The organism is Stenotrophomonas sp. YJH_SMC_69 (assembly GCF_059370495.1).
Genome location: NZ_JCAFTS010000004.1, coordinates 208,868 through 231,008, shown reverse-complemented (window position 1 = coordinate 231,008; position 22,141 = coordinate 208,868). Strand labels below are relative to the sequence as shown.

Sequence of the window (22,141 nt, the reverse complement as noted above, 5' to 3'; positions counted from 1 at the left end):
AAATTCATCCGAGTTCGACGCGAAGCCCGATACAGAACGGTTATGCTGCGACCCGAATGGCCCACGTCACCCCGAACCTCGCCCCCCAGCTCGAACAGGATGCCCATGACCCGGGCCTGATCCACCTGTCCGGCACCTGGACCTTGAAGACCGCGCTGGCCGCGGCCGAGGTCCTGCACGGCGTTCCCGACAAGCTGACCGGCATCGATGCCACCGGCATCGAGCAGCTGGATTCGGCCGGCGTGCTGCAGGTGCTGCGCGTGGCCCACCGTGCCGATCTGCACGAAGACGCACTGCAGTTCCGCGCGGACCACCAGGCGCTGGTGTGCACCATCGAGGAAGTGGCCGACGACCGCCCCAAGCCCAAGCGGGATTTCGGCGTGCTGGCCGCGCTGGAACGGCTGGGTGTCAGCGTCCACGCCACTGGCCACAACATCAAGGCGCTGTGCAGTTTCCTCGGCGAGAACCTGGTCAAGGCGGCCCGGCTGGTCAAGGAACCCCGCCGCTTCCGGCTGACCGCCACCGTGCACCAGATGGAGCAGGTGGGGCTGGATGCGGTACCGCTGGTGGCGCTGCTGTCCTACCTAGTGGGTGCGGTGATCGCATTCCTCGGCTCGACCATCCTGCGCGACTTCGGCGCCGAGATCTACGTGGTCGAGCTGGTCAACATCGCCTTCCTGCGCGAGTTCGCGGTACTGCTGACCGCGATCGTGCTGGCCGGCCGCACCGCCAGTGCGTTCACCGCGCAGATTGGTGCGATGAAGGCACGCGAGGAGATCGATGCAATGCGCACGCTGGGCCTGGACCCGGTCGACCTGCTGGTGCTGCCGCGACTGCTGGCGTTGCTGGTCACCCTGCCCTTGCTGACCTTCATCGCGATGATCGCGGGCCTGGCCGGCGGCATCACCGTCGGCGCGTTCGACCTCGACATCCCGCCGCAGATGTACATCGCGCGCATGCACGAGACGATGGAAGTGCGGCACCTGCTGGTCGGCCTGTCCAAGGCACCCGTGTTCGCGCTGGTGATCGGCCTGATCGGCTGCCTGGAAGGACTGAAGGTCGAGGGCACCGCGCAGTCGGTCGGCGAGCGCACCACCTCCAGCGTGGTGCAGACGATCTCGCTGGTGATCATCATCGACGCCTTCGCGGCGTTGTGGTTCATGCACATGGACTGGTGACATGAGCACATCCGCCCTCCCCGACTCCATCGACATGCGCGACGACCAGGGCCACGAACTGGCCATCCGCGTGCGTGGCCTGGTCAACCGCTTCGGCAGCCAGACCGTGCACGAAGACCTGGACCTGGATGTGCGCCGCGGCGAAATCCTGGGCGTGGTCGGCGGCTCCGGTACCGGCAAATCGGTGCTGATGCGCTCGATCCTGGGCCTGCGCGTGCCCGATGCCGGGCAGATCGAAGTACTCGGCCGCGACGCGCGTGCCGACGACGCCGAGAGCCGGCTGCACATCGAGCGCAACACCGGCGTGTTGTTCCAGGACGGCGCCCTGTTCTCCTCGCTGACCGTGGGCGAGAACGTGCAGGTGCCGCTGAAGGAACACCACCGCGAGCTGCCCGAGCGCTGGCACTACGAACTGGCGCTGCTGAAAGTGAAGCTGGCCGGCCTGCCCGCCGATGCGATCAACAAGCTGCCCTCACAGCTGTCCGGCGGCATGCGCAAGCGCGCCGGCCTGGCCCGGGCACTGGCGCTGGATCCGCCATTGCTGTTCCTGGACGAACCCACCGCCGGCCTCGACCCGATCGGCGCGGCCGCGTTCGACCGCCTGATCAAGACCCTGCAGGAAGCGCTGGGGCTGACCGTGTTCCTGATCACCCACGACCTGGACACGCTGTACGCGATCTGCGACCGGGTCGCGGTGATCGCCGACCGCAGGGTGGTGGCCAACGCACCCTTGCCTGACATCGAGAAACTGGATCATCCGTGGATCCAGGAATACTTCCACGGACCCCGCGCGCGCGCCGCGCGTGGCGAACAGATCGAGAGTGCCTGAGCCATGGAAACCAAAGCCAACTACGTGCTGATCGGCGCGTTCACCCTGATCACCGGCCTGGCCCTGCTGGCCTTTGGCCTGTGGGCCGCCAAATACTCCTCCGACCGTACCTGGCAGGAGTACCGCGTGGTGTTCCGCGAAGCGGTGACCGGCCTGTCGGTGGGCAGCCCGGTGCAGTACAACGGCATCGCGGTGGGCTCGATCACCGAACTGAACCTGGTGCCGGACGACCCGCGCCAGGTAGTCGCGCGCATCCGCCTGAACTCCAACACGCCGGTCAAGACCGATACCCGCGCCAAGCTGGCGATCACCAGCCTGACCGGCCCGTCGATCATCCAGCTCAGCGGCGGCACGCCGCAGTCGCCGGCGCTGACCACGGTCAACAAGGACCCGGCACCGATCATCCCGACCACGCCCTCTGCGCTGCAGAACATCACCGACGTCGCCAACCGCATCGTCGAGCGCATGGACCAGATCCTCAGCGACCGCAACGTGGCCTCGATCAACGCGACGCTGGCCAACCTGGAGACGATCAGCGGCGGCCTGGCCGACCGTGACCAGGGCACGCAGGCGCTGCTGCTCAGCGCGCGCGATGCCGCCCGCAGCCTGGACACCACGCTGAAGACCACCAACGGCACCATCGAGCGCCTGGACAGGAACCTGGTGCAGCAGCTGCCTGGCATCATCGACAAGCTCGACGCGACCCTGGCCAAGCTCGACTCGGCCGCCGGCAACGCCGATTCGATCCTTGGCGAGAACCGCGCCGCGATCAACAGCTTCGCCAACGATGGCCTCGGCCAGCTGGGCCCGACGCTGACCGAACTGCGCGGCCTGATCCGCGACCTGCGCCGGGTCAGCGACCGCCTCGAGAACAACCCCGCGCGCTACCTGCTGGGCCGCGACGCACCGAAGGAGTTCGAACCCAAATGAGCCCGACCACCCTTCCGCGCCTGCTGCTGGCCGCTTCGATGGTCACCCTGCTGGGGGGCTGCTCCATCCTCGGCAGCAGCGAGAAAACCGCGGTGACGCTGTACTCGCCGTCCGTGCAGGTCAAGGCGGACCCGGCGTGGCCGCAGGCCAGCTGGCAGCTGGTACTGGCCAAGCCCAGCGCCGCGCGCATGGTCGACAGCCCGCGCATCAATGTGCGGCCGACACCGTCGCAGCTTGAGATCTACAAGGGTGCCAGCTGGGCGCAACCGGCCACCGACATGATCGAAGACACCCTGCTGCGTGGCTTCGAGGATTCCGGCCGCATCCGCGGCGTGGCCCGCAGCACCGCCGGCATCCGCGCCGACTACAAGCTGTCCACCGATGTGCGCCGCTTCGAATCGGATTACCAGGGCAAGGCCACGCCCACCGTGGTGATCGAGGTCAACGCCAAGCTGATCCATGTCGCCGACCAGCGTGTGGTCGCTGACCGCACCTTCCGCCAGGCGCAGCCGGTCGGCAGCACCGACGTACCGGCGGTGACCGCCGCGTTCGAGCGTGGCCTGCAGCAGCTGGCGCAGGACGTGGTGGGCTGGACGCTGCAGAGCGGGCAGGCCGACCAGCCGACCGTTGCGCGCTGATCGCAGCATTCGCCGGGCATGTGGTTACGGGGTCAGGTCCCTTTCGGGCTGGAAAGGGACCTGACCCCTTCTTCGTCAACGCGGCGAAATCCAACGGAAGGTCAGGTTGATCCGCTCGCCGTGCACCCGCGCCATCTTCGGCAGCGCGTGCTGGTAGAAGCGCTGGGTCTGTCCGGCCATCAGCAGCAGGTCGCCGTGGCCCAGCACGAATTCAGCCTTGCGTGCCGGGTCGTCGCGGCGTCGCAGCAGGAATCGGCGCGCCGCGCCCAGGCTCAGCGAAGCGATCACCGGGGCCGGACCCAGCTCCGGCTCGTCATCGCTGTGCCAGCCCATGTAGTCACCGCCACCGCGGTAGCGGTTCAGCAGCACGCTGTTGAAGCGGCCGTGGCCTTCGGCTTCCAGGCGCCCGCGCATGGCCTGCAACACCGGCGGCCAGGGGCGCGGCACGAACTCGGCACCGGAATAGCGATAGCGGGCCTGCGGGTCGCCGATCCAGCAGCTCAGCCGCGGCGAGTCCACCCAGTTGCCGAACATGCGGATGCGATGGGTTTCCCAGGGCACTTCGGCCTGCAGCGAATACAGGAGCTGGTCGGCCTCGGCCGCAGCCAGCCATCCCGGCAGGTGCAGGACATCGGCATCGGGCAGGTCGTGGGGGAACAGCATGGTCACACGCTAGCACGCCGCCGTTTGCCGTCATGGCCGCCAGCACCGAAAATGGCGCCATGACCGTTGCCCAGATGCTGATTCCGTCCTACCGCCCGCTGTCGCGAGGCCTCGCCCGATGAGCCTGCGCCAGTCGCTGTTCCCGTTGCTGCGCGCCGTGTTCCGGGCCTTGCCGTTGCCGCAGGCGCAGCGCGACCGGTTGCGCACCCGGCTGTTGGCACGGCATGGCGACTGGGTGCCGCCGCCCCCCAAGGGGCAGCAGGATGAGGGGGGCGCGCGCGCCAGTGCCCAGCTGCGCTGGCGTGCCGATGAACCGGCGATCGGCCACGTGCCATGGCGTGAGGGAGCATTGCCGTCACCCATGCCGGCGACGCTGGTCGCTTTCTACCTGCCGCAGTTCCATACCTTCCCGGAGAACGACGCCTGGTGGGGCAAGGGCTTTACCGAGTGGCGCAACGTCACCCGCGCCCTGCCGCAGTTCGAAGGTCACATCCAACCCCGCCTGCCGGCCGACCTCGGCTTTTATGACCTGCGCAACCTGCAGGTGATGCGTGACCAGGCACGCTTGGCTGCGGAGTACGGCATCGGCGCATTCTGCTTCTACTACTATTGGTTCAGCGGCCGCACCCTGATGGAGGACCCGCTGCGTCAATGGCTGGCCGATGACAGCATCGACCTGCCGTTCTGCCTGTGCTGGGCCAACGAGAACTGGGCACGACGCTGGGACGGCCGCGACGACGACATCCTGATCGGCCAGCAGCACAGCGCAGAGGACGATCTGGCCTTCATCGCACATGTCGCGCCCTACCTGCGCGACCGCCGTGCATTGAAGGTCGAGGGTCGGCCGATGCTGCTGGTCTATCGCCCGAACCTGCTGCCCGACGCCCGGGCGACTGCCGAGCGCTGGCGCCGCTGGTGCCGCGACAACGGCGTGGGCGAGATCCACCTGGCCTACGTCCAAGGCTTCGAGCGACCGGATCCGCGCGATATCGGCTTTGATGCCGCCGTCGAATTCCCGCCGAACATGAGTAACCCGCGCTCGTTGTCGGCACAGCAGTGGCTGCTCAATCCTGCCTTCAATGGCGATGTACGCGACTGGCGCGAACTGGCTGCAGAAATCGCAGCGCGGCCGCTTCCGGATTATCCGCTCTATCCCGGCGTGAACCCGGGCTGGGACAACGAGGCGCGTCGTTCCGGCCGCGGCCGCGTGTACCTGCACGCCTCACCCCGTGGCTACCGCGACTGGTTGCGCACCACGATCCATGAACGCCTGGCCCTGGCGCCTGCGCGCCAACGCATGGTCTTCATCAATGCCTGGAACGAATGGGCCGAAGGCGCGGTGCTGGAACCGGATGCCCGGCTTGGGCATGCCTGGCTTGACGCGACGCGCCAAGCGCTGTCCCCGGCTTCGCCCGCCGGCCCCCTGCGGGCCTGCCTGCTGATTCTCATTGATGATCCCGGGCTGATCGCTACAGCTTGCGAGGCCGCCAGCGGCCTGGGCGTGAGCTACCGTGTTTTCATTCCAATGGCGCAGCGCCCTCATGACGCTGCGGTCGATATCATCGGCCATGCGGGCAATGCCCTGTCCAGCATCGTGCAGGTCCTGGAGGCTTTTGGTCCGGATCCATCGTTGCTGGCCTGCTGGCTGGACCTCCGCGGAAGCAGCGAGACAAGACCTCAGCTACCAGGAACGGCCGATCTCGACGCTGTGCTTCAACAGTTCGATGAGCAACCTGCGCTGGGCATGTTCGCGGCATCCACTCCGGAGGCCATCGCCGTTTCACGCCGTCATCTCCGCTGGGCGGCGCGGCTGGGGATGGCCGACGCCCCTACGCCGCAGACAGCAGGCACGATGTGGCTGCGGGCGTCGGCGTTGCGGTCACTGCTGGATGCGCACTGCTATCCCAGTGAGCTGGACAACGACAATGCACTTGATCCGGTCATGCAGTTGCTGCCGGGCCTTGTTGCCAACGCCGGCTACGTCGTCGGAGGCGCACAACGCCAACCCTGAGGCTGGCGCTGCGCGGCAACATCATTGTCCTCAACGCCGGAACGCGACGCCGGTCTTTTCCTTCAGCTCTTCATCGCTGACACCCGGCGCGGCCTCCACCAGCAACAGGCCCTTTTCAGTCACGTCGAACACCGCCAGATCGGTGATGATGCGGTCGACCACGCCCACGCCGGTCAACGGCAGCGTGCATTCGGCCAGGATCTTGTGCTCGCCGTTCTTGGCAGTGTGCTCCATCAGCACCACAACGCGCTGCACGCCGGCGACCAGGTCCATTGCCCCGCCCATGCCCTTGACCATCTTGCCGGGCACCATCCAGTTGGCCAGGTCACCCTTGTCGGTGACCTGCATGGCGCCAAGGATGGCCAGGTTCACATGGCCACCGCGGATCATCGCGAAGCTGTCGTGGCTGCCGAAGTAGCTGGCACCGGCACGCGCCGTAACCGTCTGCTTGCCGGCATTGATCAGGTCCGCGTCGACTTCAGCGTCGGTCGGGAACGGGCCGATGCCGAGGAGGCCGTTCTCCGACTGCAGCCACACATCCACGCCTTCGGGAATGTGATTGGCAACCAGCGTCGGCAGGCCGATGCCCAGGTTCACGTAGGCGCCATCGATCAGCTCCTGGGCGGCGCGTGCCGCCATCTCGTCACGGGTCCACGCCATGTCAGTTGCCCTCCGCGCGGATGGTGCGCTGTTCGATTCGCTTCTCAGGATGCGCGTTGTGCACGATGCGGTGCACATAGATGCCTGGCAGGTGCACCTGGTCCGGGTCGATGGCACCGACCGGCACCACCTCCTCCACTTCCACGATGCAGACCTTGCCGGCCATCGCACAGGCCGGGTTGAAGTTGCGTGCGGTCTTGCGGAACACCAGGTTGCCGGCCTCGTCGGCCTTCCAGGCCTTGACCAGTGCCACATCGGCGCGCAGCGCCGTCTCCATCACGTAGTGCTTACCGTCGAACTCGCGGGTTTCCTTGCCCTCGGCAACCACCGTGCCATAGCCGGTGGCAGTGAAGAATGCCGGAATACCCGCACCACCGGCACGCAGGCGCTCGGCCAGTGTGCCCTGCGGGTTGAACTCCAGCTCCAGCTCACCAGCCAGAAACTGCCGTTCGAATTCCTTGTTCTCGCCCACGTAGGACGAAATCATTTTCTTGATCTGCCGGGTTTCCAGCAGCTGGCCCAGTCCGAAGCCATCGACACCGGCATTGTTGGAGATCACGGTCAGGCCCTTGACGCCACTGTCGCGCAGCGCAGCGATCAGCGCCTCGGGAATGCCACACAGGCCAAAGCCGCCCACGGCCAGGGTCTGTCCATCGGCGACCACCCCCTGCAGGGCCTCCGTCGCACTGGCGAAGCGCTTGCCGCGCTTTCCGCCGGAAGTCGATTGCTGCATTGCTCTACTGCCCTGCACGTTGAGGATGACCGCATTCTAGCCGGAGGCAACGAAAGAGCTGGATGCGCCGCAGCATTGCCGAGGCATCGCCAAGGGCTGCGTTGCATGGGGGTTTCTCCTGCCGGTGGTGGGCGCGGCGCTCGGCTCGCCCGCACTGATGGCCCGGACCTGCAACGAAGAGGGCCTGCTTCGCGGGACGGACGCGTGGCCGCTGGAAAAGGGTGAACGCTGCCTGTCAGATGTCGCGGCACGCAGCCATGCGGCGACAGGCGCGTCGCCAGGGTGAAATGCTCGGCCAGAAATTCCTGGCGGGGGGAAGCAACCGCGCCACAAGCCTGCGTCATCCCTGCAGCTGTCCGCGTCCGGCCATCGCCCGCCGGTCCTGCTCCGCCACGTCAAGTACGCCAGCAACGGCGTGATCGCGTTTGGCTGCCAGTGGCAGGAACTCCTGGGGCTGCTGCTGGCTCCCGGCCACTTGACGCAGGCTGGCCTGGCCGTGATCGCCCAGCCAGCGGCCGTTTACCCGCTTGCCAAGCGGTACGGGCGCCCCCGCGTACCCGATACCCTCAGCCAATCACCGGGAGTTGCGGAATGGAAACGATTCCCATACAGGACAAAGGCTACAATCAGTGGCTAAGCTCACATTGGATCTGACCGATGCCCCTGCCCGCCTTCAAGGCCTATGACATCCGCGGCCGCGTGCCGGAAGAACTGAACGAAGACCTGGCACGCCGGATCGGCACGGCCCTGAATGCACAGCTCGCTCCGGGCCCGGTGGTGCTGGGCCACGACGTCCGCCTGACCAGCCCCGCGCTGCAGGACGCGCTGGCGGCCGGCCTGCGCGGTGCCGGCCGCGAAGTCATCGACATCGGCCTGTGTGGCACCGAGGAGGTCTATTTCCAGACCGATCACCTGGGGGCTGCCGGCGGGGTGATGGTCACTGCCAGCCACAATCCAATGGATTACAACGGCATGAAGCTGGTCAAGGAGAACGCCCGGCCGATCAGCTCCGATACCGGCCTGTTCGCGATCTCCGATGCGGTCGCCGCCGATTCATCCGCGGCACAGCCGCCTTGCGCCGGCCAGATCGCCCAGCATGACAAGAGCGCCTACATCCAGCACCTGCTGAGCTACGTTGACACCAGCAAGCTCAAGCCACTGCAGATCGTTGTCAACGCCGGCAACGGCGGCGCCGGTGCCATCGTCGACCTGCTGGCACCGCACCTGCCGTTCGAGTTCATCCGCATCTGCCACGAACCGGACGGCAGCTTCCCCAACGGCATTCCCAATCCACTGTTGCCGGAAAACCGCGCCGCCACCGCCGACGCCGTGCGCGAACATGGCGCGGACTTCGGCATTGCGTGGGATGGCGATTTCGACCGCTGTTTCTTCTTCGACCACAACGGCCGCTTCATCGAGGGCTACTACCTGGTCGGCCTGCTGGCCAAGGCAATCCTCGCCCACCATCCGGGTGGCAAGGTCGTGCATGACCCCCGCCTGGTCTGGAACACCGTGGAGATGGTCGAACAGGCCGGTGGCGTGCCAGTGCTGTGCAAGAGTGGCCACGCCTTCATCAAGGAAAAGATGCGCGCGGAGGATGCCGTGTACGGCGGCGAGATGAGCGCCCACCACTACTTCCGCGAGTTCGCGTATGCCGACTCGGGCATGATTCCGTGGCTGCTGATCGCCCAGCTGGTCTCCGAAAGCGGCCGCTCGCTGGCCGACTGGGTTGAAGACCGCATGGCCGCCTACCCTTGCAGCGGTGAGATCAACTTCAAGGTTGCCGATGCCAAGGCTGCGGTCACACGCGTGATGGAACACTTCGCCGCGCAGTCGCCCGCGCTGGACTACACCGATGGCGTCAGCGCCGATTTCGGCGACTGGCGCTTCAACCTGCGCAGCTCCAACACTGAACCGCTGCTGCGCCTGAATGTGGAATCGCGGGGAGACGCTGCATTGATGCAGGCGCGTACCGACGAGATTTCCTCCCTGCTGCAGAAATAATCAAAGGAAGGCCATGAGCACTATCCAGCCTGTCATCCTGTCCGGTGGCTCCGGTACCCGTCTGTGGCCGCTTTCGCGCGAAGCCTATCCCAAGCAGTTCCTTCCGCTGGCCAGCGAACAGACGATGCTGCAGGCCACCTGGCAGCGGGTGGCGCCGATTGCCGCGCGCGGCCCGTTGGTGATTGCCAACGAGGAACACCGCTTTGTTGCCGCCGAGCAGCTGCAGCAGGTTGGCGCCGAGCCAGCCGCGATCATCCTTGAGCCGGTCGGCCGCAACACGGCACCGGCGATCGCGGTGGCCGCGCTGGAAGCCACCCGCGACGGCGGCGACGCGCTGCTGCTGGTGCTGCCCTCCGATCATGTGATCAACAACGAGACTGCATTCCGCAGCGCCGTCCAGGCTGCCGCCGCTGCCGCCGAAGCCGGAAAGCTGGTGACCTTCGGCATCGTGCCGACCGGCCCGGAAACCGGCTACGGCTATATCAAGGCCGCCGATGGCCAGGGCCTGCGCGCGGTCGAGCGCTTCGTCGAGAAGCCCGACCTGGGTACCGCCACCCGCTACGTCAGCAGCGGCCAGTACTACTGGAACAGCGGCATGTTCCTGTTCAAGGCCTCGCGCTACCTGCAGGAGCTGGAACGCTTCCAGCCCGCCATGCTCGCCGGCAGCCGCCAGGCCTGGCAGCAGGCGCGTCGCGATGCCGATTTCACCCGCCTGGACAAGGAGGCCTTCACTGCCGTTCCGTCCGATTCGATCGACTATGCGGTGATGGAGAAGACCGCTGATGCCGTGGTGATTCCACTGGATGCCGGCTGGAACGATGTCGGCTCGTGGACCGCGCTGCGCGATGTCTCGCAGCAGGACGGCGATGGCAACGCCCACCAGGGCGACGTGATCGCCATCGACTGCCGCAATACCTATGCCTACGCACAGCGCCTGGTGGCGCTGGTCGGGCTGGATGACGTGGTGGTGGTGGAAACCGACGACGCGGTGCTGGTCGGCAAGGCCGATCGCATGCAGGAGGTCAAGACCGTAGTGGCGCAGCTGAAGGCCGAAGGCCGCAGCGAGGCCACCTGGCACCGCAAGGTCTATCGCCCGTGGGGTGCCTACGATTCGATCGACAACGGCGAGCGCTTCCAGGTCAAGCGGATCACGGTCAAGCCCGGCGGCACGCTGAGCCTGCAGATGCATCACCATCGCGCCGAACACTGGATCGTGGTCAGCGGCACCGCTGAAGTGACCCGTGGTGACGAGGTGATCCTGCTCAGCGAGAACCAGAGCACCTATATTCCGCTGGGCGTGACCCACCGCCTGCGCAACCCGGGCAAGCTGCCGCTGGAACTGATCGAAGTGCAGTCCGGCAGCTATCTGGGCGAGGATGACATCGTGCGCTTCGAGGATACCTACGGGCGCAGCTGAGGTTTGCCCGGGTCTGATCCCGTTGCTGCGCAACGGGCTCTGACCCGTTCCTGATCGGCCCGGCAGCGCTGCGTCGCCGGGCTTGGCCCGGCGCTACGGCCGTCAGGCCAGCTCCGCCATCACCCGCTTCAGGCCATCCTGCCAGCTCGGCAGCACGACGCCGAAATCCTGCTGCAGCTTGCGGTTGTCCAGCACCGACCAGGCCGGGCGCCTGGCCGGGGTCGGATACTCGGAACTGGGAATCGCCTCGACCGTCGGCACCTTGGCCAACACGCCGCTGGCCAACGCCTCGGCAAATATGGCCTCGGCAAAGCCATGCCAGCTGGTCTGGCCGCTGGCGGTCAGGTGCCAGGTACCCGACAACTGCCCAGGATGCTGCAGTGCCTGCGCGGTGACATCGGCGATCAGCGCCGCCGGCGTCGGCGTACCGATCTGGTCAGCCACCACACGCAATACGTCACGCTCTGCACCCACACGCAACATCGTGCGCAGGAAGTTGGCGCCGTGCGATGCATACACCCACGCCGTGCGGAAAATCAGATGGCGGCCACCGGCCGCACGCACCGCGTCCTCGCCATCGCGCTTGCTGGTGCCATACATGCCCAGCGGTGCTGTCGGCTGGTCCTCGCGGTAGGGCGCGCTGCCCTGGCCGTCGAACACGTAGTCGGTGGAGTAATGCACGAACGGCACGCCATGCGCCGCACACCAGCGCGCGATCACGCCCGGCGCCTGCGCATTGGCAGCGAAGGCCGCATCGACCTCCTGCTCCGCACGATCAACTGCGGTATAGGCGGCCGCATTGACCACCAGCGACGGCTGCACGCGGTCCAGCAATGCCGGCAGGCTGTCGGGCTGGCCGAAATCGGCCGTTTCACAGGTACTTCCGTCGGGCAGTTGGCCGCTGCGCGTGGTTGCAATCACCTTCCCCAGCGGCGCCAGCGCGCGCAGCAACTCCTGGCCCACCTGCCCGTTGCCACCGAACACCAGCACGGTCATGGCACGTAGACCGGCAGGCGATCTTCAGCAATGTCCTTCAGGAACGGTGCGTTCTCGTCCTTGGCTGACAGGGTCGGTGCGCTGACCGGCCAGTCCACGGCAATGCCGGCGTCATTCCAGCGCACGCCGGCATCGAAGTCCTTGAGGTAGACCTCGGTGCACAGGTAGCTGAACACCGCACGCTCGGACAGCACGGCGAAACCGTGCGCGAAGCCCTCTGGAATCCAGAACTGCTTCTTGTTCTCCGCGCTCAGCACCACCGCTTCCCACTGGCCGAAGGTCGGCGAACCGCGGCGGATATCCACGGCCACGTCGTAGACCTCGCCTTCCAGCACGCTGACCAGCTTGCCCTGCGGCCGCGGCCATTGGTAATGCAGGCCGCGCAGCACGCCCTGCGCAGAGGTCGACACGTTGCTCTGCACGAAACGGTCCGGCAGGCCCAGCGCGGCGAAGCGCTCGGCGTTCCAGGTTTCGAAGAAATAACCGCGGGCATCGCCGAACACCGCCGGCTCGATCACCACGCAGCCGGGCAACCGGGTTTCAATCACTTTCATGGAACGACTCCACGCACGGCGAGCTTATGCAGGTATTCACCGTAGCTGTTCTTGATCAACGGCGCGGCCAGCGCTTCCAATTGTCCAGCGTTGATCCAGCCCTTGCCGAACGCGATTTCCTCGGGACAGCAGACCTGCAGGCCCTGACGGGTCTGGATCGTCTCGATGAAGTTGGATGCTTCCAGCAGCGACTGGTGGGTACCGGTATCCAGCCACGCATAGCCACGGCCGAGCGCCTCCAGGTGCAGGTCGCCTTCGGCCAGGTAACGCTTGTTGAGATCGGTGATCTCCAGTTCGCCACGCGGTGACGGCTTCAATTCGGCCGCGTAATCGCAGGCCTTGCCGTCATAGAAGTACAGGCCGGTCACCGCATAGTTGGAGCGCGGCTTTTCCGGCTTCTCCACCAGATCGATCACCTTGCCGCCCTGGTCGAACTCGGCCACGCCATACCGTTCCGGGTCATTGACCCAATACCCGAACACGGTCGAGCCGTGCACGCGCTCGTCAGCACGCTTGAGCACCTCGCGCAGGCCGTGGCCGTGGAAGATGTTGTCGCCCAGCACCAGGCAGCTCGGCTTGCCAGCCACGAAGTCGCGGCCGATCAGGTAGGCCTGGGCCAGGCCATCCGGACTCGGCTGCACCGCGTACTGGATGTCCATTCCCCACTGCGAACCGTCGCCCAGCAACTGCTGGAACAGCGCCTGCTCGTGCGGGGTGTTGATGATCAGCACTTCGCGGATGCCCGCCAGCATCAGTACGCTGAGCGGGTAGTAGATCATCGGCTTGTCGTACACCGGCAGCAGCTGCTTGCTGACACCCTTGGTGATTGGATATAGGCGGGTGCCGGAGCCACCGGCGAGGATGATGCCCTTGCGCTGGGTCATGGTGTCTCCTGGGTTCAGTCCGTGGTGCCGATGCGCTGCAGGCGGTAGCTGCCGTCGAGCACGCCGTTGACCCAGTCCTGGTTGTCCAGGTACCAGTCGACGGTGAAGGTGATGCCCTGCTCGAAGGTGTAGGCCGGTTCCCAGCCCAGCTCGTTCTTCAGCTTGGAAGCATCGATCGCATAGCGGCGGTCATGGCCAGGACGGTCGGTGACATAGGTGATCTGGCTGCTGCGCGGCTTGCCGTCCTCGCGCGGACGGCGCTGGTCCAGCAGTGCGCAGATCGCCTGCACCACTTCGATGTTCTGCCTTTCCGAGTTGCCGCCGACGTTGTAGGTCTCGCCGACCTGGCCCTTGGCCAGCACGGTGCGGATCGCTTCGCAGTGGTCGGACACGAACAGCCAGTCGCGCACCTGCTTGCCATCGCCGTACACCGGCAGCGGTTCGCCAGCCAGCGCCTTGGCGATCACCAGCGGGATCAGCTTCTCGGGGAAGTGATACGGGCCGTAGTTGTTGGAGCAGTTGGTGGTCAGCACCGGCAGCCCGTAGGTGTGGTGGAACGCACGCACCAGGTGGTCCGAAGCGGCCTTCGACGCCGAGTACGGCGAATTCGGGGCGTACGGGGTGGTTTCGCTGAACCTGCCGGTCTCGCCCAGGGTGCCATACACCTCATCGGTGGACACATGCAGGAAGCGGAAGGCCGCCCCTTGTTCGGCCGGCAGCGCCTTCCAGTAGTCGCGTACCGCTTCAAGCAAACCCAGGGTGCCCACCACATTGGTCTGGATGAAGGCGCCTGGGCCGTCGATGGAACGGTCCACGTGGCTTTCGGCGGCGAAGTTCAGCACTGCATCGGGCTGGTGCTCGGTCAGCAGGCGGGCGACCAGCGCGCTGTCGCCGATATCGCCCTGCACGAACACATGCTGCGGGTTGCCGTCCAGGCTGGCCAGGGTCTTCAGGTTGCCGGCGTAAGTCAGTGCATCGAGGTTGATGACCTTGACGCCGCGTGCGACGGCCTCGAGAACGAAGTTACCGCCAATGAATCCGGCACCGCCGGTGACGAGCCATGTGGGCACTACCTGTTCTCCTGATTGGTACGGGTTGGGACGTGTCTGCAGCGAAGGGTTCGGAGGACCACGGGATATCAAGCGTTGATCCGGCTGGGCAAGCGTAGCCTGCCCGCGGCGGCAATGATGAACAGCGCCCCTGGGACCAGTGGCAGGAGGTAGCGTCCCTGCCCCTCGAACAGCAGGATCGACACCATTCCCAGGCCAAGTGTGGCCACGGCAAGCCAATGAACGGGCTGCCAGCGGCGCAGGTGGAGGCAGATGCGCAGCAGCGCAACCATCGTCCAGGCCGTCAACGCAATGTTGAGTGCCAGCGTCAACCTACCCAGCCACACCGGAGCACCGCCTCTCTCCAGGAACGGCCAATGCAGGAGGCTGCCGACATCGAACGATCCGCGCACGCGCAGCAGCGCCAACTCCAGGAAGCGGCCGGGGTGTTCGGAAATCCAACGGCGGCCAATTGCTGAGCCAATCACGTCGGCCGCAGGCGTCCAGTGGCGGAGCTTCCAGTCCTCGCTTTCTCCGCTGAAGAACCCTTGGGGAAATCCAGCATCGGCGAACCGGGCCTTGTCGTCAGCCTGGAGGGGGACATCCTTCAAGGGCATCCACCCGCCATGCGCATTGGCATCGTTGTTGTTGACCATCAGCACATACCCGCTGTTTGCACTGACGGGCACAAACTGGCCGAAAAGAACTGCGTTGCGCAGGGTCCACGGCCCCAGTACCAGCAGAAAACCCAGCACCACCATGCTGATCCGCCGCCAGGTGGCGATGCGCATCCCATCACGCAGGAGCAACGCCAGTGCCACGGCTCCCGGCAACGGCAGCATCTGTGGCCGGTTCAACGCGGTAAGTGCCAGCACGGCTCCCAGCAGCAGCCATCGGCCCGGAAAACGCACGACCGCCACAAGCATGCCGAACACGGCAAGGAACAGTGACAGCGATTCGGTACCCAGTACATTGCTGTAGGCGACCAGCGCCGGATGGAATGCCAGCACTGCCAGAGAGGCAACCTGCCAGGCCGGGCGCACCTGGAGGCGCACCCCCAGACCGACCCACGAAACCAGCGTGCCGGCCCAGAGCAGGACATTGAGAATCTTGCCCGCGCCCACGTTCACGCCGGTGAGCATGAACCAGGCGCCGAGCACTCCGGGGTACAACGGAGGCTGGGACACATAGGGAATGCCTGAAATCCGGAAGCCGCCACCGCTGGCAACGCTGCTGGCAACCTCCAGATAGCGGCCGAAATCGGCAACGGGCTGCAAGGGGATCCATTGCACGAACAGCAGGCGCATGGCCACACCAGCAACGGCAATCGCCAGCAGCAGGCGGTATGGAGGGGGCGAGGTCAATGAAGGCATGTGGCGGGGCAGCGGAACCGGCCGCTAGAGTAGCCATTCAGGCGACGTGGATACAGGACGCCGTTTCACCATACGCATTCGCATGGTCGACAAAGGCCAGTTAGAATCGGGGTCCCACCCCCGAACCGGTTGCTGTGCGAGGACCGGACGTTCTCTCCGTTATTGAAGGACCCCGTACCAGATGAAAATCCTCGTCGCGTACAAGCGCGTGGTGGACTACAACGTCCGCATTCAGGTCAAGCCGGACGGTTCCGGCGTGGTCACCGACGGCGTCAAGCTGTCCCCCAACCCCTTCGATGAAATCGCCCTGGAAGAGGCCCTGCGCCTGCGCGACAAGGGCATCGCCAGCGAAGTCGTGGTCGCCACCATCGCCCCGGCCGATGCCCAGGCGCACCTGCGCAACGGCCTGGCCATGGGCGCCAACCGCGCCGTCCATGTGGTCACCGACCAGGCCATCCAGCCGCTGACCGCCGCGCGCACCCTGCTCAAGCTGATCGAGAAGGAACAGCCGGACCTGGTGATCCTGGGCAAGCAGGCGATCGACGACGACGCCAACCAGACCGGCCAGATGCTGGCCACGCTGTGGGGGCGCCCGCAGGCGACCTTCGCCAGCAAGCTGGACATTGCCGACGGCAAGGCCACGGTGACCCGCGAAGTCGACGCCGGCCTGGAAACGCTGGAAGTCGATCTGCCGGCCGTGGTCACCACCGACCTGCGCCTGAACGAGCCGCGCTTCATCAAGCTGCCGGACATCATGAAGGCCAAGGCCAAGCCGCTGGAGACCCTGCAGCTGGCCGACCTCGGCGTTGAAGCCGCCGACACCTTCAAGACCACCCAGTACGCCGCGCCGTCCAAGCGCAGCAAGGGTGTGATGGTCAAGGACGCGGCCGAACTGGTTGCCGCACTCAAGCAGAAGGGGTTGCTGTAATGAGCAGGATTCTCGTCATCGCCGAGCACCACGACGGCAAGCTCAACGCCGCCACCGCCAAGACCGTCAGCGCTGCTGCCGCCATCAGCGGCGCCAGCATCGACGTGCTGGTGCTGGCCGCCGATCCGGCTGCCGTGGCTGCCGAGGCCGCGAAGATCGCTGGCGTCGCCAAGGTCCTGACCGTGGCCAACGCTGCCAACGCGCAGGCCATCGCCCAGGTGCTGGCACCGCAGATCGCGCAGCTGGCCAAGGGTTACACCCACGTGTTCGGCCCGTCGACCACCTTCGGCAAGGACCTGATGCCGTGCGTGGCCGCCCTGCTGGGCGTCAACCAGGTTTCCGACCTGATGAGCGTTGAAGGCAGCCACACCTTCAAGCGCCCGATCTACGCCGGCAACGCGATCATCACCGTGGAAGCCCCGGCCGACCAGATCGTGGTCGCCACCGTGCGTGCCGCCTCGTGGCCGGAAGCCGCCCAGGGCGGCAGCGCGACCATCGAGGCGGCCAGCGTCGATGCTGCCCTGCCGACCCACACCCGCTTCGTCGGCCTCGCCGCTGGTGCCAGCGACCGCCCGGACCTGCAGAGCGCCAAGCGCGTGGTCTCCGGTGGCCGTGGTGTCGGTTCGGAAGAGAACTTCAAGGTCATCTTCCAGCTGGCCGACAAGCTCGGTGCCGCCGTCGGTGCCTCGCGTGCTGCGGTTGATGCCGGCTACGTGCCCAGCGACCTGCAGGTCGGCCAGACCGGCAAGATCATCGCCCCGGAACTTTACGTGGCCGTCGGCATCAGTGGCGCCATCCAGCACCTGACCGGTATCAAGGATGCCGGCACGATCGTCGCGATCAACAAGGATCCGGATTCGCCGATCTTCGAGATTGCCGATATCGGCCTGGTGGGCGATCTGTTTGCAATCCTGCCGGAGCTGGAAAAGGCGCTGTAGTCGAAACCTGCGTAGCAACTCGCAGGGTGGGCAGACATTGCCCACCCTGCCACTCGTCAAAACATGTCGGCATATTGCAACACGCCTTTTGCGCTGTCTTGATTCTGTAGCATTTCCCCTCCCATCGCTCCAACCGGAGGGAGAGAATGCAGATGGCGATGAAATGCCTGTTTTTTGCGGCATGGATCGGAATGCTCGCGTTGCTTGCGCGACATTGCACACATGGACAGCGATGGAAGCTGCTGGTCACTGCGCTCTGCGGAGCACTGCTGGCGATCTGGCTTTTCATTGATGCACTCAGTGGCAACGGCATCGATTACGCCGTGATCTATCATCTGCGCGCAGGCATGCGCGGCGCAGGCGCCGCTGATTTCAGCTTGCCCATCGGCCTGCTTTCGGCAGCACTGGTGGCATGCCTGGCCCTCGCTTTCATGCCCCGCCTGCATTCGGCACGGAGGTGGGCACCCGCCGGTCCCCTGTTCGCGGCTTCTCTGCTGGCGACGCTGGTTTTCAATCCGATCGTCTACGACGTCGCGACACTGGTACGCCAGGATCGGCAGGCACGTCTTGCACCGGCACAAGGGGACCAGTACGTACGTCCCGACGCCCCGCTCGGGAATCACCGCAACGTGGTGATTCTCTACGCCGAAAGCTTCGAGCGCACCTATCTCGATGAGTCGCGATTCCCTGGCCTTGCGCCAGAGTTGAACAAGCTGCGCAGCGAGGCCGTGGATTTCCGGCACGTGGACTCGCGCGAAGGCGGCACGTGGACGATCGCCGGCATGGTCAGTTCCCTGTGCGGCGTCCCCCTTTCCCTCAGCCAGGACGCCAATGGCTATGCAAGCATCGGCCGCTTCCTGCCTGGCGCGTACTGCCTGACCGATCACCTGCGCGAGCGCGGATACGACGTCGAGTTCATCGGAGGCGCCGCTTCTGATTTCGCTGGAAAGGGACAGTTCCTCGCCAGCCACGGCTTCGGCACGGTACGCGATCGCTCCTATTTCAAGAGCCTGAAGCTGGGCGACAACCGTTTCTCGCCATGGGGCGTCCACGATGATGTCCTGTTGGATGCGCTCTGGGACCGCTTCGCTGCGCTCTCGCAGCAGACCACGCCTTTCGCCCTCGTCGGCCTGACTCTGGATACACATCATCCAAGCGGACACATCCCCCATGCCTGCCTCGATGTCGCCTATGAGGGGCTTGGCCAGCGCAGGCCGATGCTCGACGCAATCCATTGCTCGGACCGACTGGTTGCTGATTTCGTACGCCGCATCCGCGCCAGTCCCTACGCTCGCAATACAATCATTGTTGTTGCATCGGACCATCTGGCCCTGCCCAACGACATTGCCGACCTGCTGCGAGATGCTGATCGCAGCAACCTTCTTCTCATGTTCGGCAGCGACCTGCGCGCGAGGCAGGTTGATCGACCCGCGACCACCCTCGATACGGGCGCCTCACTGCTTGATGCCCTGCAAGGGGGAGTGGCACTCGGCTTTGGCCGCTCACAGCTTTCCGTGAAGGGCGCAGGTACTTCATTGAGTGTCCGACCCGGTCGGGAACCAGATGCCAGCGAGGACCACCTGCCAGGTTTCATGGCCTATTCCAGCACGCTATGGGAGCTGGGCCGGATCGACGATCACCTGCAGTTGGTGGATGGCGTCATCCAGTTGGGTAAGCAGACGCTGACTCCGCCCTTGGCCATCGCTGCCGATGACCGCGGCCGAATTGCCCAGCTTGGCACGAACGGCATCCGCTCTGGCCACCTTCTGGCCGGCGGTGATTCCCAGCAGGTCCTCTACATTGATCGTTGCTTTGCGTTCGACGAACGGCAGCCCGCCGATGAGTGGTGCCTGTGGGGGAGCGCTGACGGAACGGCTCGCGTGGTGTCACAACAATCGCTCAAGGCCGGCGCGTTGGTGCCGGAACTGCTGCAGGCTGCACGCGAAGCGCCCCCGGCGTCCCAGCTGCGCAACGATTTCATCATCCGCACCCACTTCGATGCGAGCCATACGATCGTCGGTGAAGCGATGGATGGAAAGCTGTTCTCGCAGGGTGCGGAAGGGACCTTGGCCTATGGCGCCTACCAGGATCTGTGCGCAGGCAACTACACCCTCAGCCTGCAGGGCGTGGCCCACCCCGCCAACGGTGCCTGGGCCGATGTCGTTGCCAGTTACGGGGCACAGACCTACGACCGCCATGCGCTGCTGGACACGGCCGATGGACGTGACGGGACGATGCTGGAAGCCAGGTATGTATTCCCTGAAGACCTGCCCCTGGCTGAAGTCCGTGTCGGCGTATCGCCAGACGCTGCGGTGCGACTGGATGGCTATACCCTGCTGCCTGCCTACGAGGCACTGCCTGTGGGATCGTCGGTGGATTTCAGCGCCGATGCCAGCAATCGTTTCATTTCCTGTGGCTGGCACGGTCCCTCTCCCCAAGGGCGCAGCGTTCGTGGCGCGGCCGCCTCGCTACGACTGCGCCTGCCATCCGAGCCCGCCCGGCTGCAGGCAGTCCTTTCACTGTCGGCGCAGTCACCTCGCGAGCTCACGGTGCTGGCCAACGACGCCCCGCTCGGCTTGCTTCAGATCGAAGCAGGGACGCGTGAATACCCCATCGACCTGGCAGGCCTGTCCAGCGCCGCCGGCGGGCAGCTCACCTTGACGCTGGTGCCTGGACAAACGACCTGCGCTACGGAGGACTGCGAGCTGATTACCCTGCACCGTCTGCACTTGGCCCCGGCTGCGACGGCTCAACCGGCTGCTCCAGCCTGTCCCGGGATGCGCTGCCTTCACGCCCCCGCGCTGGTACCTGAATCTGTCGCAATGTAACTCCCCCTCGTATACTCCCCGCACTATTGGATGAGGGGAACTGCGGCATATGTCGCATCACAATGATGTACCGGCTGGATCCGGTGAGTTGACGCCGGGAGCAGCCCTGTGCGTCGATCTGGACGGGACGCTGCTGCGTAGCGACCTGCTGTACGAATCACTGCTGGCCCTGCTGGCGCGCAACCCGCTGTTTGCTTTGCTGGTACCGTTCTGGCTGCTGCGCGGCAAGGCCTATGTTAAGCGCCAGCTCGCTTCCCGGGTGGCCTTGCAGGTTGAAACCCTGCCATACGATGAGCGTGTCGTGGCCATGCTGCGCGCGACACCGCAGCGTCCGCGTGTCCTGTGCACCGCCTCGGACCGGCTGTTGGTCCAGCCGATCGCCGATCATCTCGGCGTTTTTGACGAGGTCATCGCCAGCGATGGGGCCCGCAATCTGGCCGGGCACGCCAAGGCTGAAGCCCTTGTCGAGCGCTATGGGGAACGGGGGTTCGACTATCTCGGCAACCACCGCGTTGACCTGCCGGTCTGGAAGCACGCCGCAGGTGCTGTCGTCGTCAACGCCACCGGATCGCTGGCAAACCAGGCCCGCGCGCAAACCCGGTTGATCGACCACCTGCCTGGACAGCCCGGAGGGCTCCGCACCTGGATCAAGGCCCTGCGGCTGTACCAGTGGCTGAAGAACCTTCTGGTACTGGTTCCACTGCTTACCGCGCACCGTCTGTTCGAACCAGAAGCCGTAGTAAACGCGGCGCTCGCCTTCCTTGCCTTCGGCCTGTGCGCATCCGGCGTTTACCTGCTGAACGACCTGCTGGATCTGGCGCCAGACCGGCAGCATCCACGGAAGCGGAAGCGACCATTCGCGGCCGGGACCTTGCCCCTGTTTCATGGCCTGGTCGCCACCCCCTTGTTGACACTGGCCGGTTTCGCACTGGCGCTGTGGACAAGTCCTGCGTTTGCACTGGTCCTGCTGATCTACTTCATCACGACCCTGGCCTATTCGTTCACGCTCAAGCGCATCGTGATGATCGATGTCGTGGTGTTGGCGGCGCTTTACACCGTGCGGATCATCGGCGGCGCTTTTGCAATCGATTCGCCACGGTCATTCTGGCTGCTCGCGTTCTCGATGTTCATTTTCCTCAGCCTTGCCCTTCTCAAGCGCTATACCGAACTAACCGCGGCTGCAACGCAGGGAAAGCAGAAAGCCTCCGGTCGCGGATACTCCGTGGCCGATCTGCCGCTGGTGCAGTCATTCGGGACAGCTGCGGGCTACATCGGCGTTCTGGTCTTCGCCCTCTACATCAACAGCCCTGACAGCCTCAGACTGTACGCCACGCCCCAAGTGCTCTGGCTGCTCTGTCCTGTGCTGCTGTACTGGATCAGCCGTGCCTGGTTTGTCGCCCACCGGGGCGACATGCATGATGACCCCATCGTGTTCGCAGCGCGCGACCGCGTCAGCCAGGGCGTCGGCCTCGCCGGGCTGATCATCGTAATGGCGGCGACACGCCACTGGTAATGCCTCCTCATCATT

General features: G+C 65.4%; 19 protein-coding genes. 11 read left to right on the top strand and 8 right to left on the bottom strand.

Annotated elements, in window-relative coordinates:
• Positions 1 to 56 precede the first annotated feature (56 nt).
• Genes AC5P8F_RS08970 through AC5P8F_RS08955 form a run of 4 tightly spaced genes read left to right on the top strand, consistent with a single transcriptional unit; the run spans position 57 to position 3,575 of the window.
• Positions 57 to 1,178 carry an MlaE family ABC transporter permease gene (locus AC5P8F_RS08970; protein ID WP_014645867.1) on the top strand — a complete coding sequence of 374 codons (1,122 nt, stop codon included), beginning with the start codon at positions 57 to 59 and terminating at the stop codon, positions 1,176 to 1,178.
• Position 1,179: 1 nt separating this feature from the next.
• Complete coding sequence (locus AC5P8F_RS08965; RefSeq protein WP_046428302.1) at positions 1,180 to 2,007, top strand: ABC transporter ATP-binding protein; 828 nt, start codon at positions 1,180 to 1,182, stop codon at positions 2,005 to 2,007.
• A 3-nt stretch (positions 2,008 to 2,010) separates the two neighbouring features.
• Positions 2,011 to 2,937 carry an MlaD family protein gene (locus tag AC5P8F_RS08960; protein WP_014645865.1) on the top strand — a complete coding sequence of 309 codons (927 nt, stop codon included), beginning with the start codon at positions 2,011 to 2,013 and terminating at the stop codon, positions 2,935 to 2,937.
• Positions 2,934 to 3,575, top strand: a complete 642-nt coding sequence (locus AC5P8F_RS08955) for an ABC-type transport auxiliary lipoprotein family protein (protein ID WP_495227949.1) — start codon at positions 2,934 to 2,936, stop codon at positions 3,573 to 3,575. The genes AC5P8F_RS08960 and AC5P8F_RS08955 overlap by 4 nt, the downstream gene beginning before the upstream one ends.
• A gap of 75 nt (positions 3,576 to 3,650) precedes the next feature.
• On the opposite strand, the gene AC5P8F_RS08950 is transcribed toward AC5P8F_RS08955, so the two are convergent.
• On the bottom strand, positions 3,651 to 4,238 hold the full coding sequence (locus tag AC5P8F_RS08950) for an alpha-ketoglutarate-dependent dioxygenase AlkB family protein (RefSeq protein WP_014645863.1): 588 nt from the start codon (positions 4,236 to 4,238) through the stop codon (positions 3,651 to 3,653).
• 118 nt (positions 4,239 to 4,356) lie between these two features.
• Here AC5P8F_RS08950 and AC5P8F_RS08945 point away from each other — a divergent pair, with 118 nt between their 5' ends.
• A complete protein-coding gene (locus tag AC5P8F_RS08945) occupies positions 4,357 to 6,249 on the top strand; it encodes a glycoside hydrolase family 99-like domain-containing protein (RefSeq protein ID WP_495227947.1) in 1,893 nt (630 codons plus the stop codon).
• 30 nt (positions 6,250 to 6,279) lie between these two features.
• Here the strand turns inward: AC5P8F_RS08945 and AC5P8F_RS08940 are convergent, their stop codons facing one another.
• Together AC5P8F_RS08940 and AC5P8F_RS08935 are read right to left on the bottom strand one after the other, a co-directional pair.
• Positions 6,280 to 6,909: a CoA transferase subunit B gene (locus tag AC5P8F_RS08940; protein ID WP_053494810.1), complete on the bottom strand. Its 630-nt coding sequence runs from the start codon at positions 6,907 to 6,909 to the stop codon at positions 6,280 to 6,282.
• 1 nt (position 6,910) lies between these two features.
• A complete protein-coding gene (locus AC5P8F_RS08935) occupies positions 6,911 to 7,642 on the bottom strand; it encodes a CoA transferase subunit A (protein WP_053494809.1) in 732 nt (243 codons plus the stop codon).
• A 657-nt stretch (positions 7,643 to 8,299) separates the two neighbouring features.
• On the opposite strand from AC5P8F_RS08935, the gene AC5P8F_RS08930 reads away from it, so the two are divergent.
• Both AC5P8F_RS08930 and AC5P8F_RS08925 read left to right on the top strand, forming a co-directional pair.
• Complete coding sequence (locus AC5P8F_RS08930; RefSeq protein WP_053494807.1) at positions 8,300 to 9,646, top strand: phosphohexomutase domain-containing protein; 1,347 nt, start codon at positions 8,300 to 8,302, stop codon at positions 9,644 to 9,646.
• Between the two features lie 13 nt (positions 9,647 to 9,659).
• Positions 9,660 to 11,063 carry a mannose-1-phosphate guanylyltransferase/mannose-6-phosphate isomerase gene (locus AC5P8F_RS08925; protein WP_053494806.1) on the top strand — a complete coding sequence of 468 codons (1,404 nt, stop codon included), beginning with the start codon at positions 9,660 to 9,662 and terminating at the stop codon, positions 11,061 to 11,063.
• A gap of 102 nt (positions 11,064 to 11,165) precedes the next feature.
• Here AC5P8F_RS08925 and rfbD read toward each other — a convergent pair whose 3' ends face one another.
• The 5 genes from rfbD to AC5P8F_RS08900 all read right to left on the bottom strand — a co-directional run bounded on the left by rfbD (position 11,166) and on the right by AC5P8F_RS08900 (position 15,853).
• Entirely contained in the window at positions 11,166 to 12,059 is an 894-nt protein-coding gene (gene rfbD, locus AC5P8F_RS08920; RefSeq protein ID WP_188239223.1) for a dTDP-4-dehydrorhamnose reductase, read from the bottom strand.
• The gene (gene rfbC, locus AC5P8F_RS08915; protein ID WP_053494804.1) at positions 12,056 to 12,613 is read right to left on the bottom strand and encodes a dTDP-4-dehydrorhamnose 3,5-epimerase; all 558 of its coding nucleotides are present in this window, start codon (positions 12,611 to 12,613) and stop codon (positions 12,056 to 12,058) included. Before rfbC ends, rfbD begins: the two co-directional genes overlap by 4 nt.
• The gene (rfbA, locus tag AC5P8F_RS08910) at positions 12,610 to 13,497 is read right to left on the bottom strand and encodes a glucose-1-phosphate thymidylyltransferase RfbA (protein ID WP_053494803.1); all 888 of its coding nucleotides are present in this window, start codon (positions 13,495 to 13,497) and stop codon (positions 12,610 to 12,612) included. The genes rfbC and rfbA overlap by 4 nt, the downstream gene beginning before the upstream one ends.
• 14 nt (positions 13,498 to 13,511) lie before the next feature.
• Positions 13,512 to 14,567: a dTDP-glucose 4,6-dehydratase gene (gene rfbB, locus AC5P8F_RS08905; RefSeq protein WP_111205543.1), complete on the bottom strand. Its 1,056-nt coding sequence runs from the start codon at positions 14,565 to 14,567 to the stop codon at positions 13,512 to 13,514.
• A 68-nt stretch (positions 14,568 to 14,635) separates the two neighbouring features.
• Positions 14,636 to 15,853 carry an ArnT family glycosyltransferase gene (locus tag AC5P8F_RS08900; RefSeq protein WP_188239222.1) on the bottom strand — a complete coding sequence of 406 codons (1,218 nt, stop codon included), beginning with the start codon at positions 15,851 to 15,853 and terminating at the stop codon, positions 14,636 to 14,638.
• Between the two features lie 247 nt (positions 15,854 to 16,100).
• Here AC5P8F_RS08900 and AC5P8F_RS08895 point away from each other — a divergent pair, with 247 nt between their 5' ends.
• The 4 genes from AC5P8F_RS08895 (at position 16,101) to AC5P8F_RS08880 (ending at position 22,126) form a co-directional block, all read left to right on the top strand.
• On the top strand, positions 16,101 to 16,847 hold the full coding sequence (locus AC5P8F_RS08895; RefSeq protein ID WP_014035896.1) for an electron transfer flavoprotein subunit beta/FixA family protein: 747 nt from the start codon (positions 16,101 to 16,103) through the stop codon (positions 16,845 to 16,847).
• Positions 16,847 to 17,785 carry an electron transfer flavoprotein subunit alpha/FixB family protein gene (locus tag AC5P8F_RS08890; protein WP_014645853.1) on the top strand — a complete coding sequence of 313 codons (939 nt, stop codon included), beginning with the start codon at positions 16,847 to 16,849 and terminating at the stop codon, positions 17,783 to 17,785. Before AC5P8F_RS08895 ends, AC5P8F_RS08890 begins: the two co-directional genes overlap by 1 nt.
• A gap of 146 nt (positions 17,786 to 17,931) precedes the next feature.
• Entirely contained in the window at positions 17,932 to 20,613 is a 2,682-nt protein-coding gene (locus tag AC5P8F_RS08885; RefSeq protein WP_053494799.1) for a sulfatase-like hydrolase/transferase, read from the top strand.
• A gap of 106 nt (positions 20,614 to 20,719) precedes the next feature.
• On the top strand, positions 20,720 to 22,126 hold the full coding sequence (locus tag AC5P8F_RS08880; protein WP_053494813.1) for a UbiA family prenyltransferase: 1,407 nt from the start codon (positions 20,720 to 20,722) through the stop codon (positions 22,124 to 22,126).
• The last annotated feature ends 15 nt before the right edge of the window (positions 22,127 to 22,141 follow it).

Excerpts from the sequence above, each read along its gene's own strand:
- AC5P8F_RS08950 (WP_014645863.1), bottom strand. The coding sequence starts at position 4,238 with ATGCTGTTCCCCCACGACCTGCCCGATGCCGATGTCCTGCACCTGCCG.
- AC5P8F_RS08960 (WP_014645865.1), top strand. The coding sequence starts at position 2,011 with ATGGAAACCAAAGCCAACTACGTGCTGATCGGCGCGTTCACCCTGATC.
- AC5P8F_RS08890 (WP_014645853.1), top strand. The coding sequence starts at position 16,847 with ATGAGCAGGATTCTCGTCATCGCCGAGCACCACGACGGCAAGCTCAAC.
- AC5P8F_RS08945 (WP_495227947.1), top strand. The coding sequence starts at position 4,357 with ATGAGCCTGCGCCAGTCGCTGTTCCCGTTGCTGCGCGCCGTGTTCCGG.
- AC5P8F_RS08935 (WP_053494809.1), bottom strand. The coding sequence starts at position 7,642 with ATGCAGCAATCGACTTCCGGCGGAAAGCGCGGCAAGCGCTTCGCCAGT.
- AC5P8F_RS08885 (WP_053494799.1), top strand. The coding sequence starts at position 17,932 with ATGCAGATGGCGATGAAATGCCTGTTTTTTGCGGCATGGATCGGAATG.
- rfbA (WP_053494803.1), bottom strand. The coding sequence starts at position 13,497 with ATGACCCAGCGCAAGGGCATCATCCTCGCCGGTGGCTCCGGCACCCGC.
- rfbC (WP_053494804.1), bottom strand. The coding sequence starts at position 12,613 with ATGAAAGTGATTGAAACCCGGTTGCCCGGCTGCGTGGTGATCGAGCCG.
- AC5P8F_RS08900 (WP_188239222.1), bottom strand. The coding sequence starts at position 15,853 with ATGCGCCTGCTGTTCGTGCAATGGATCCCCTTGCAGCCCGTTGCCGAT.
- AC5P8F_RS08965 (WP_046428302.1), top strand. The coding sequence starts at position 1,180 with ATGAGCACATCCGCCCTCCCCGACTCCATCGACATGCGCGACGACCAG.
- rfbD (WP_188239223.1), bottom strand. The coding sequence starts at position 12,059 with ATGACCGTGCTGGTGTTCGGTGGCAACGGGCAGGTGGGCCAGGAGTTG.
- AC5P8F_RS08955 (WP_495227949.1), top strand. The coding sequence starts at position 2,934 with ATGAGCCCGACCACCCTTCCGCGCCTGCTGCTGGCCGCTTCGATGGTC.
- AC5P8F_RS08895 (WP_014035896.1), top strand. The coding sequence starts at position 16,101 with ATGAAAATCCTCGTCGCGTACAAGCGCGTGGTGGACTACAACGTCCGC.
- AC5P8F_RS08940 (WP_053494810.1), bottom strand. The coding sequence starts at position 6,909 with ATGGCGTGGACCCGTGACGAGATGGCGGCACGCGCCGCCCAGGAGCTG.
- AC5P8F_RS08930 (WP_053494807.1), top strand. The coding sequence starts at position 8,300 with ATGCCCCTGCCCGCCTTCAAGGCCTATGACATCCGCGGCCGCGTGCCG.
- AC5P8F_RS08970 (WP_014645867.1), top strand. The coding sequence starts at position 57 with ATGGCCCACGTCACCCCGAACCTCGCCCCCCAGCTCGAACAGGATGCC.
- AC5P8F_RS08925 (WP_053494806.1), top strand. The coding sequence starts at position 9,660 with ATGAGCACTATCCAGCCTGTCATCCTGTCCGGTGGCTCCGGTACCCGT.